Consider the following 10567-nt stretch of genomic DNA (forward strand, 5'->3'; position numbering starts at 1 on the left):
GCAAGGAAAGCTGATCGCGGACCTCGCTCCGTATGCCCATACCAAGTCAACGAGTTCAAGATCGAAAAGCAACACCTTGTTTCTTTACGGCTCCACTACCTGCGCAATCTCCTCACCACCGTGCCCAAGAGCGCGCAGCCGTGGGTGGCCACCCTGGTGCGCACCATCTTCGACCAGCCCACCGCCGAGGCCGTGCGCGCCCAGCACGCCTGGGTCATCGACGCCCTGGAAGCCAAGTACCCGGCCGCCTGCGAGCACCTGGACGCCGCCCGCGAGGACCTGCTGGCCTTCGCCGCCTTCCCGCGCGAGACCTGGCGGCAGATCTGGTCCAACAATCCGCAGGAGCGGCTGAACAAGGAGATCCGCCGCCGCACCGACGTGGTCGGCATCTTCCCCGACCGACCCGCCATCATCCGGCTGGTCGGCGCGGTACTGGCCGAGCAGACCGACGAATGGACCGAAGCCCGCCGCTACATGGGCCTGGACATCCTCGCCAAGGCCCGCGTCCGGCTCGTCGCCGGCGACACACCGACCCAGAACCCACTCCCGCAGACACTTACGGCTTAACCTGCAGAAACAGGATCACTCGAAGATCGATTCATACACCACGTCTGTGGACGTGACCGCGCCTGATCGCAACAGCCCATCGCCGATCGATCGCCTCTTCACACGCTCGAATGCCTTCGCGCCAACCCCTCACGCTCGACGTGCTGGGTCTACTTGCCTGATATGCCCCGACAGGCCTGCAGGCGTTTGACCACCAATTCGCTTGACAACCCGGGATAAGAATCGTGGCCAGGTGGCCGTCAGTCCCGCGAGAAAGCCGGATCCCCCGTGGTCCAGACTGAACTGCCCGACGCAGTTGACTACGTCGCCCGGGCGGTGAAAGTGTCCGCCCTGGGCCTGGCGTTCCACGAGTGGGATGGGTGTATCAGCAAGGGGCGGTACTGGCCAAGCTCGACGCCAGCGGATGGCAACCGCTTCGGCCCGTCCAACTGCGCCAGCCGAGGCTGACCCCTCGTGACCTGAGTCCTCCCAAAGAGAGGCAAAGCTTCGCACCCGCCCGGACGGAGCGAGGTCGGCGGGTCAGCGGCGCGGGATCATCGGTTTGCCGGTTGGCCCGCGGTCAAGGGCGCGGTGGACTTGCGGTGGTGGGAGGCGCGGGCTTTGGCGCGGTTGCCGCAGATGTCCATGGAGCACCAGGTCCGGCGCCGGTTGCGGGAGTGGTCATAGTAGGCCCATCGGCAACTCGGCTCCCGGCAGGCCTTCAGTCGCGTCCATGTGCCTTCCGCCACGGCCTCGGCCGCGATGGCGAGCAGCCTGGCCAGCGCCGCCTCTACGGGCACCTGGGCGCGGGCGACCAGCCGGGGCGGGGAGACGGTCACGTCGAGCATCAGCGGGAAGTCGCGGGTGAGTTCGGCGAGTTCGGCGCGGGCGGCGGGGTCGAGGCCGTCCGGGCGCGGGCTGGAGACCGGCTCGGTGTTGTTCTCGGCGATCAGCGCGCGCAGTCCTTCGCGGATCCGTTCGGCGTGGTCGCACTGCTCGTCGTTCACCACCGTGCCGGCCGGTATGAGGCCGCGGGCGTGCAACCACGTCGCCAGCTGTTGCGGGGTCGCGATTTCGTCGCCGTCCCGGCGGCGGGTGTTGATGAACTCCTCGATCACGCGCAGCGGCATCGGCGCCGTCCCGGCCTCGAGGTTGTCCGGCACGAGTTCGGCGGCACGCTCATTCATCACGTCTCGCAGCCTACCCGGCTACCGGCAATGGTAGGGTACCTAACCGACGTAACGGCTACGTTAGTTAGATTCGAAGGGGCCGCTGGTGAGCGTCAACATCGGCAACATCTGCATCGACACGAACGACCTGGCCGGCAGCACCGCCTTCTGGCAGGCGGTCACCGGATACCAGGTCGCATCCTCCGACGCAGGCACCATCTACCTGGAGGACGCGAACAAGAGCGGCGTGGGCCTGTCCCTGCAGGCCGTACCCGAAGGCCGGGAGGGCAAGAACCGGCTTCACCTGGACCTGTTCACCGATGATCTGGAGGGTGAGACGGACCGGATCCGGGTCCTCGGCGCGAGCGAGGTGGCGCGCTTCGACGGCTGGGTCGTGCTGGCCGACCCCGAGGGCAACGAGTTCTGCGTCGTCGCCGCATAGACGAACCCGCCACCGCGCGATGCCGGTATCCCACCACCACTACAGAAGAGAGACAGCTGTGGCCTCCGTGCAAATAGAGATCATCATTGATGCCGACCCTGCGGCCGTGTGGGCGATCATCAGTGACTTCACCGACGGGCCCGTCCGGATGGCGCCGGGCTTCGTCACCGACAGTCGGCTCGACGACCCGGACGTCAGGGTCGTTACGTTCGCCGATGGAATGGTGCTGCGGGAGCGGCTCATCGCGCTCGACGATGAGCTGCGCCGGCTCGTCTATTCGGTCATCGGCGACACCATGCAGCCGGAACACGACAACGCCTCGATGCAGGTCGTCCCGCACGGCGACGGCCGCAGCCGGTTCGTCTGGATCCACGACGTGCGACCGGACGACCTCGCCATCCCGATGGGCGCCGGGATGGACCACGGCCTGAGCATCTTCAAGCAGACGGTGGAGTCCTCCCGCGAGCACCTCGGCTAGGTCAGCCGCGTCATCGCTGGTCGCGGTCCTCCCGGTGAGGACTGTGACCAGTTGCGTGACCGGACGGGGCTGGCCACCGTTCGGCGGCAGGCGGCTCTTGCCTGCGGTGGCAGCCGGCCGCCTCCGCCGACTCGTGGCCGGGCCCGATGGCCTTCGGGCCCGGCGGGGAGCCGACGGTGTTGTGGTCATGCGGCGACGAGGCGCTCACCCTGTTGGATCAGCAGGCGCGCGGACGAGGTGATCGCGCGGATGTATCGGTGGGCGAGACGCTGCAGGTACGTGAGAAGTTCCGGCGGCCCGGCGGCGCCGAGGCCCGCGCCGGCGTGGTCGCGGCAGTCGAAGCGGAGCCGTTCCGGTTGCGGCCGACCGCGCTCAGGGCGGTCAGGACCGCCCAGCCGACGCTGGCGCCGACGTCGCCGCGGGGCAAGGGCACAGTGTAGGCCTGCAGGTGTTGACCCGGCGGCGCAGCTGCGACGGAAGCACCTGCTCCAGCTCGCCAGCGCCCGCAACGACGCCTCCTTGATCCCCCGCGATGTTGCCACCAGCCGTGGTTCGCAGGCTGACGGCGACGGTGACCGCCTGGAAGGCCGCCGATCCCTCGACAGCGGGCACCAGGGCAGAGACGAGATGTGCGGAATTGTTGACGCGCTGCTGTACCGGAGCTGGATCGGATTGTATGTCCCTCGGACCTTGCGTCCCGATCGACAATTGAGGAAAGAGGCTGGCCGCGTGTGCCTCTATTTTCCTTGCTGACAAACAGGAGCAGTGGAAAGGACAGCGATGCCTGAGCAGACCAACGCCGCGCCCGAGGGCTACACCACCGTCGCCCCCTGGGTCGTAACCGACGACACGGGAGCCTTCCTCGACTTCGTTGCCCAGGCGTTCGGCGGTGAAGAACTCGGGCGGGTGGCTACCGAGGACGGCTTGATCGGTCATGGTGAAATCCGGGTCGGTGACACGGTCGTGCTGGCGTTTGACCGGCACGCAGACTGGCCCCACCACCCGAGCCTGCTGCGCGTGTTCGTCGCCGACGCGGATCGGACGTTCTCGCGAGCCATCACCGCCGGCGGCCATGTCGTCACCCCTGTGGCGGACAACGCCTTCGGACAGCGTGGAGGACGCGTCAAGGACCCCTTCGGCAACATCTGGTGGGTGGTCAGCAGCGTTGAGGACGTCTCCGAGGATGAGATGTGGAAGCGGCTCCAGGATCCGGTATATGCCGAGGCCATGCGGGTGGCTCAGGAGACGCTAGACGCCGAACTCAGCGGTCGAGACGTGGGACGCAGCAGCGCGCCCGTCAAGACGGCAGATAGCGCGCTAGATGGTTGATGTGCTCCTGGTGTCGGCGATCACGTCATCGAGCGAGCGCGCACCCTTGTTGATCATGTCCGGACAAGGGAACCGTGACTCAAACGATCAACAAGTTGCCGTCATACGCCGCCGAGCGAGCCGAGAGCACCGACGCTCAGCCGAGCGCTCTCGGCACTGGCACCACCGCCCTTTTGATCAAGCAGCCAGCTCGACGTCGGTGAAGTCGACCTCTTTGAGCAGGGGGTCGAACGGATCAGGCTGGTGATGGAGTTCGTCGGTGGCGTACGCGCCGAATCGGCTGATGTGGGCCCGCAGGTAGGGGGCGATCTGGCCGAGCTGGTCGGCGGTGATGCTCCAGCCCTCGGCGACCAGCTGCCGCACGATGTCGGAGATGTCCAGGGCGTTGTGGAAGACGACCAGGTTGGCTAGCAGGGTGTTGAACTTGATCAGTTTTTCCTGCTCTTCGGGGTCGTTGTCGGCCAGCACCCCTCCGAAGCCGAGCCACTTGGAGAACCCGTTGTAGGACTCGACCTTGTTGGTCGCCCCAGTGACGCGGGCCCGCAGCGCCGGGTCGGCCAGATAGCGCAGCAGGGCGACGGTACGTAGGCTGCGGCCAACCTCGCGGAAGGCTTTGTAGATGCGGTTCTTGCGGGAGTTGGAGCGCAGGCGCCGCATCAGCGTGGCCGAGCTGAGGCGGCCCTCGCTGATGGAGATCGCCACCTGCATCAGGTCGACCCAGTGCTTGTCGATCAGCTTCCAGTCGATGACGTTGCGGCCGCTCTCACCGAACAGCTGGTCGATGTGCGTATAGATGATCTTCTCCGAGGCGCGGAAGAAGATCAGGTCCTTGAAGTTGCGGATGCGTGGCATCAGGTCGAACCCGAACAACGTGGCCAGGGCGAAGACCGGGAAGTTCTCGCCCTGGGTGTCGGCGTGCACGGCGGAGGGCTGGATGTCGGAGGCATTGGCCAGCAGCCCTTCGATCAGGTGCACCGCCTCCCACACCCCGCACGGAATGAACCGGGAGAACAGCGCCACGTAGGTGTCGGAGATGTAGTGGTAGGCGATGCCGCCGAATCCTCCGTACCGGATGCTGGTCTCGGCCAGGAGATTATCGATGTAGGTGTCCACCTGGGTGCCGTCGGCGGCTACCGTGCTGCCGTCCCCCCAGGCCTTGACCACGTCCAGCTCGGTGAAGGCGTTGACCACATCGGCGATCGCCGCGTTCAGCTTCTTCAGGGTGATGTGCCGGTTGCGGACCATGGACAGCTCGCGGGCGGTGACGCCGGCGATGTGCTTGGCCGCCTCGTACGGGCCGATGTTGATCCCGCCGGTGAACACCGCCAGCGAGTACCGCCCCAGCTTGTCCTTGATCTTGGGGTCGGAGCCGGAGGCGGGGCCGAAGTGGCGATACCAGGTGAGCCAGTGGGCAGTGCGCGCGACGATCGACAGCAGCGAGCGTTCGGGCATGCGCCGTTCGATCTCGGCCGCCAGGCGCTCGGCCTCGGCGTCGGTGCCCTTGCCGCGGCGGCGCTTGAGGGTGGGCACGCCATTGTCGTCGATGACAGGTCGGCGTTGTCGAGGTAGCCGGCGTCCAGGTGCGCGGCCGCGCTCAGGTGGGCGTCCTTGAGGTGGGCGACGAAACCGGCGGGAGTGTCGGGCAGGCCGACCTTCTCGCAGAAGGCGGCCAGCTTCGGCTGGCACTCCTCCCAGGGCAGCAGATGGGCGCCCCAGTCGGCGTACTCGTTCGAGCCGAGCACGGCCACGTCGCCGGTGCGCAATTCCTCGGCCAGGTAGCAGAACACCATCGCCTCAAAATGCCGGCGCGCCACCATACCGGGACGACGCCGGTCAGTCACCGCGCGCCTCCAGTTACCCGAGGCGAACGCGATGCCCGACTCCGGCTCATCCTCCACCGCCGGGGGCAGCGGGATGAAGTCGCGCCGCTTGGGTGAGTGACCACGGGCGTGCGCCAGCGCGGCCAGCACCGAATCGTCGCTGGAGGTGGCCTTCAGCCGCAGCTTGCCCGCCAGATCGAACAGCGCCGGCCGGTCCTTCTTGAAGAACCGGTACACCAGCAGCTCGTGCGCGTCACCGTGGAAGGCCGCCACCTCCTCGATGTCGGCCAGCTGCGCGGCGAACCCGCCGGCCTGCTCCACCGCCGCCCGCACCGCCTGCACGCTGTGGGTCTGCACCACAAGCGCCGACAACATCTCGCCCAGCGCCTGGACCTGCCCGGCGTTACCGGCACACGAGGTCACCGCCTCCATGGCCCGCGCCACCGCCTCGACCCCGGCGGCCGAGGCCTCGCTGCCGGGGTCGAGACGTTCCAGCACCTGACGGTAGGTGCCGATCAGCCGCTCGCTGGTCGCACGCTGCCGGGCGCGGATCTCCTCCAGCTCCGCCTTGGCTCTGTTTTCTTATGGGTCTTGGCGTGGCAATTGACGGTCCAGGTCTGCGATGAGATCGCGTACGGCGGCGTTTCCGCGTGTATAGGGGATCAAGTCGGTGCGCAGGTCCGCCAGCAGGGCGGCACAGCGGGCGGAGGTGACCTGGGGCAGGCGTTGCAGCGCGAACTGCGCGACGGATACGGCCTGTTCGAGGTCACCGTTGTGCAGGTGGGCTCGGCTCAGCCAGGCGCCGTGGCGCAGCGCTGAACGGCGGTGGACGTCGGAAGGGTCGAGGGCGCGTTCATGGAGCAAATGCGCCGCCTCGCTGGTGAGCAGGGCACGGCGCCGCCCCGGGGTATGGCGTGCGAGAGCGATCAGAGCGCGGCCGCTGATGGCGTCCAGTTCGGCTGCGTTCACATAACCGGCCCACCGCGGCGGCGGAGCGCTCTCTTGGGCCGCGCGGGTCAGAAGGTCGGCGGCACGCTCGCGGCTGCATTCGACCCCGGCGTGGTCTCCCGCGCTGGCGTGCACGAGGGTGCTGCGTGCGGCGATGATTGCCTGGACGATCGAGGGGGCGCGGGCAGCGGTCTTGGTCGCGACGGCGGACAGTTGCAGGCCGTCCCGGAGTTTCCTCAGGGTGATGGCCTGGTAGCTCATCAACGCCATGATGCTGCTGGCGAGGGCGGGATCGCCGGCCGAGTGCGCGGCCCGCAGGCCGGTCATGTACCAGCGCTGGGCCTTGCCGTCGTCGCCGGCTTCCAAGGCCATCCAGCCAGAGGTCTGGGCGAGCTGGGCCAGGGCGGCGCACAACCGCTTGCCGACTGCGGCGTCGTAGCTGCCGTGTCGGACGAGGCGGGCCACCGCGGTGAATTGAGCGGCGACGAAGTCTGCGGCGCTGCTGCCGTGCTGTTCGTCGAGTTGCTGAGCCTCGGCCACGATTGTTTCGACGAGATCGACCATGGGCGGCACGACGGCGCTGCCGGTCCCCAGGTGAGCCGGGTTGGGGACGGGAGTGTCCAGCCATTGCCAGGCCGGGCCGGTCAGCGCGGCACCGCTCAGGACGAGGAACGTGCGTCGTGTCGGCATGCTTAGCGGCCACTTTCCCAGAAGCGTCTGCAGCCCTTCGTGATCCCACGGTATGTCACCGATGAGGTCGGAGCTCGGAGGCACCGGGCGGCTACGGGCGCTCGCGGGCCAGAGCGCGTCGAAGGCGATCGGCCGGTCGAGAGCTTGTGAGAGCAGGTCGACGATGATGTCGCGGACTGGCGCATGCGGAACTTTGCCGCGCAGCCAGTGGTAGGGAGTCTTCTCGTGGACCCGGCGCGGGCAGGCGTTGCTGGATAAGGCATCGTGCTCCAGCACGGCGTTGATTTTTCGCGCCAGCGTCTCTGGAGGCCAGCCGACTTCTTCAAGCAGTGCCTTGAGCAGCTCGTTCGGCCGCGGCGGCTGGGATGAAGCAGGAGTGCGTGCCATGCGAGCCTGCCCGAAGGAGGTGGGTGATGACCGGTGCCGCCTTGGCTCGACTGTACGCCGCAAGCCGAAAGGCGCCAAGGGGCACCGACTCATCACACGCAGGCACTATCGGCACCGTCGGAGCCTCTACCGGCACGGTGAGAGCGGCTTCAAAGTGAAGGCGAGCGGCCCGCCGTACGGGCGGGCCGACGACCTGCAAAGGAAGGTCGGGCCGATGGCCGAATTGCCGGTACCGGACGGGATGCGCTGCCGGATTGTCAAACGCTTCAGCTTCGATGCCGCGCACCAGCTCAGCAGCGACCCCGACGATCCGCACGCGCTGAAGCCGGGGCACAAGTGCACCCGCCTGCATGGTCACACCTATCGGGTGGAGGTGATCGTGGAGGCGGCGGCGCTGACGGGGCCGGGATTCGTCACCGAGTTCGGCGCGCTCGCGCCGTTCGGCGACTACCTCAAGGAGAACCTGGACCATCGGTGCCTCAACGAGGTCTTGCCCGTCGCGCCCACCAGCGAGCACGTGGCCGTGCATCTGGCGCAGTGGTTCGCTGAGCACGTCCAGGAGGGCATTCCCGGCAGGCTGGCCGGGGTGCGCGTGTCGGAGACGCCGGGCGCGTGGGCCGAATGCTGGATGGCGGCGCCATGACGCAAGACCTCCTGGAACGGCACCATTCGTTGCTGGTGGCCGAACGATTCGGTCCCACCCTGCAGGGTGAGGGCCCGAGCGCCGGTCAGTCGGCCCTGTTCGTGCGTCTGGCCAGGTGCAACCTGGCCTGCGGCAGCGCGCCGGACGCCGCCTTCGCTTGCGACACCCCCTACACCTGGGACCAGCGCCGCTACGACCTGAGCGCGGAGTCCCGCCGCGAGACGCTGAGTGAGGTCGTGGAGTGGGCGACCGGGGACGCGCCCGGGCTGGTGGTGATCACCGGAGGGGAGCCGCTTCTGCAGCAGCCCGCGCTGCTCGCGTTGGCGCAGCAGCTCAGCGCGGCGGGCAAGCGGATCGAGATCGAAACCAACGCGACGATCGCGCCGGTGCCGGAGTTGCTGGCCGTGGCCTGGCTGAACGCCTCGCCCAAGTTGGCCAACTCCGGGATGGCCGCCCGGCGGCGCGTCGTCGGGCCGGTCCTGCAGAGGCTTGCCGGCAGCGGCCGGGTCATCTTCAAGTTCGTCGCCTGCGACCGCGCCGACCTGGCCGAGATCGACGCCCTGGTGCGGCAGTACGCGCTGGCGCCGGTGTGGGTGATGCCCGAGGGCACCACCAGCGAGGTGGTGCTCGGCCGGGCGCGGGACCTGGCCGAGCAGGTGCTGGCCCGCGGCTGGAATCTCAGCCTTCGTACGCACATCGTGCTGTGGGGAGATGTTCGTGGACGCTGAGCCCTTCTCCTCCGGCCCGCCGCCGGTTATCGCGCCGATGGGGGTGCCGGATCCGCGGTTCGGGCTGCCGAACGCGTTGATCTGTTCGTTGGAGGGGGTGTGGGGCGCCGGCAAGACCAGCACCGCCCGCATCGTCGAGCAGCGCCTGACCGGTCATGGCTACCGCACCGCCGTCGTGCACTACGGCCCCCGGAGCGGTGTCATCGCGGCGATGGGCGCCTTGCTGGACGATCGTCCACTGCGGTCCCGGGACGGCGTGGGCGGCTATCGCGTGCCGCACCATGCCTGCGTCGACGTGCTGTTGCGGCTGTGCCGGGAGGCCGACCAGCATCGCCTGCACTACCGGCCCGAAGCAGGCCGGTACGACGTGCTGCTCCTCGATCACGGCGTGTACGGCAAGCTCGCCTACGCGCTGGCCGTGCTGGAGGAGCATTCCCCGCCCGGCGTCGCGACCGCCCAGCTGCTCAAAACGCTGCTGGCTGTGGTGCGGCCGTGGTTCCTGCACCCACATCAGAGGGCGATTCGAGAGTTCATGCCCGTGATGCCGCAGTGTGGTTGAGTGAATCTGTAGCGTTATGCCTGCCTGGTAGGCGTGGGTGTGCTGGGATGACGGCGTGAGTGAGCGCAAGCCCTACGCGAGCGACTTATCCGACGAGCGGTGGGCCCTGATCGAGCCGGTCATCACGGCCTGGAAGGCCGCGCACCCCTCGGTCAGCGGCCACCAGGGCAGATACGAGATGCGGGAGATCGTCAACGCCCTGCTGTACCAGAGCCGCACCGGCTGCCAGTGGAGCATGCTGCCCCACGACCTGCCACCTCGTAGCGCAGTGGTCTACTACTACACCGCCTGGCGCAGGGACGGCATCGACAAGACCATCCATGACCTGCTGCGGTTTCAGGTCCGGGAGAAGGCGGGGCGATTAGCCGACCCGAGCCTGGTGGTGCTCGACACCCAAAGCGTGCGTGCCGCGGCCGGGGTGCCCGCCACCACCACCGGCCGGGACGCGGCCAAGAAGGTCCCCGGGCGCAAGCGCGGGCTGGCCACCGATGTGCTGGGCCTGGTCATCGCCGTGGTGGTCGCGGCAGCCTCGATGCACGACAACGCCATCGGCAAGGTGCTGCTGGACCGGGTCGCCGCCGCCACCCCGCCCGGCAGCGTCCAGACGGCCCTGGCCGATCAAGGCTTCAAGAGCAGCGTGGTCGCCCACGGCGCCACCCGCGGCATCGACGTGCAGATCGTCGAGCGTAACCCCGCCGGGACCGGATTCGTCCCCCAGCCCAAGCGGTGGGTGGTGGAGCAGGTGCGCCGTGAGGCGCTGATTGATCGAGTGGAGGTGAGAGACCGCCACCTTCGCCCTGTCGCAGCAGGGTGATGAAGCTGGGGGCA

At 68.1% G+C, this 10567-nt stretch carries 11 protein-coding genes and 1 pseudogene; 9 read left to right on the forward strand and 3 right to left on the reverse strand.

All coding sequences use genetic code 11. The annotated features are described in order from the left end of the window. Positions 1-87: 87 nt before the first annotated feature. A pseudogene (locus tag AB0K28_RS51240) lies at positions 88-567 on the forward strand (transposase); the annotation flags it as partial. 533 nt (positions 568-1100) lie between these two features. Here AB0K28_RS51240 and AB0K28_RS51245 read toward each other — a convergent pair. Beyond that, the gene (locus tag AB0K28_RS51245) at positions 1101-1733 is read right to left on the reverse strand and encodes a CGNR zinc finger domain-containing protein (RefSeq protein ID WP_364385886.1); all 633 of its coding nucleotides are present in this window, start codon (positions 1731-1733) and stop codon (positions 1101-1103) included. Between the two features lie 88 nt (positions 1734-1821). Between AB0K28_RS51245 and AB0K28_RS51250 the strand changes: the two genes are divergently transcribed. From AB0K28_RS51250 to AB0K28_RS51265, 4 genes are all read left to right on the forward strand, one after another. Next, on the forward strand, positions 1822-2157 hold the full coding sequence (locus AB0K28_RS51250) for a VOC family protein (protein WP_364385856.1): 336 nt from the start codon (positions 1822-1824) through the stop codon (positions 2155-2157). 19 nt (positions 2158-2176) lie between these two features. Next, positions 2177-2635, forward strand: coding sequence for an SRPBCC family protein (locus AB0K28_RS51255; protein WP_364385859.1), 459 nt, complete (start codon positions 2177-2179; stop codon positions 2633-2635). 257 nt (positions 2636-2892) lie between these two features. Continuing rightward, positions 2893-3075, forward strand: a complete 183-nt coding sequence (locus AB0K28_RS51260) for a hypothetical protein (RefSeq protein WP_364385862.1) — start codon at positions 2893-2895, stop codon at positions 3073-3075. Between the two features lie 340 nt (positions 3076-3415). After that, positions 3416-3964: a VOC family protein gene (locus AB0K28_RS51265; RefSeq protein WP_364385865.1), complete on the forward strand. Its 549-nt coding sequence runs from the start codon at positions 3416-3418 to the stop codon at positions 3962-3964. A gap of 177 nt (positions 3965-4141) precedes the next feature. Here AB0K28_RS51265 and AB0K28_RS51270 read toward each other — a convergent pair whose 3' ends face one another. Together AB0K28_RS51270 and AB0K28_RS51275 are read right to left on the reverse strand one after the other, a co-directional pair. Then, positions 4142-5494, reverse strand: a complete 1353-nt coding sequence (locus AB0K28_RS51270; protein ID WP_364385868.1) for a transposase — start codon at positions 5492-5494, stop codon at positions 4142-4144. An 872-nt stretch (positions 5495-6366) separates the two neighbouring features. Further along, positions 6367-7809, reverse strand: coding sequence for a hypothetical protein (locus AB0K28_RS51275; RefSeq protein WP_364385871.1), 1443 nt, complete (start codon positions 7807-7809; stop codon positions 6367-6369). Between AB0K28_RS51275 and AB0K28_RS51280 the strand changes: the two genes are divergently transcribed. The 4 genes from AB0K28_RS51280 to AB0K28_RS51295 are packed head-to-tail and all read left to right on the forward strand — an operon-like array spanning position 7808 to position 10553. Next, entirely contained in the window at positions 7808-8452 is a 645-nt protein-coding gene (locus AB0K28_RS51280) for a 6-carboxytetrahydropterin synthase (protein ID WP_364385874.1), read from the forward strand. The two genes, AB0K28_RS51275 and AB0K28_RS51280, sit on opposite strands and share 2 nt — an antisense overlap. Further along, the gene (locus AB0K28_RS51285) at positions 8449-9180 is read left to right on the forward strand and encodes a 7-carboxy-7-deazaguanine synthase QueE (RefSeq protein ID WP_364385877.1); all 732 of its coding nucleotides are present in this window, start codon (positions 8449-8451) and stop codon (positions 9178-9180) included. The genes AB0K28_RS51280 and AB0K28_RS51285 overlap by 4 nt, the downstream gene beginning before the upstream one ends. Further along, a complete protein-coding gene (locus AB0K28_RS51290) occupies positions 9170-9739 on the forward strand; it encodes a hypothetical protein (protein WP_364385880.1) in 570 nt (189 codons plus the stop codon). Before AB0K28_RS51285 ends, AB0K28_RS51290 begins: the two co-directional genes overlap by 11 nt. Positions 9740-9794: 55 nt before the next feature. Then, positions 9795-10553 carry an IS5 family transposase gene (locus tag AB0K28_RS51295; RefSeq protein WP_364385883.1) on the forward strand — a complete coding sequence of 253 codons (759 nt, stop codon included), beginning with the start codon at positions 9795-9797 and terminating at the stop codon, positions 10551-10553. Positions 10554-10567: the final 14 nt, after the last annotated feature.

Origin of the sequence: Nonomuraea sp. NPDC049504 (assembly GCF_040676845.1) — a bacterium.
GTDB lineage: Bacteria > Actinomycetota > Actinomycetes > Streptosporangiales > Streptosporangiaceae > Nonomuraea > Nonomuraea salmonea.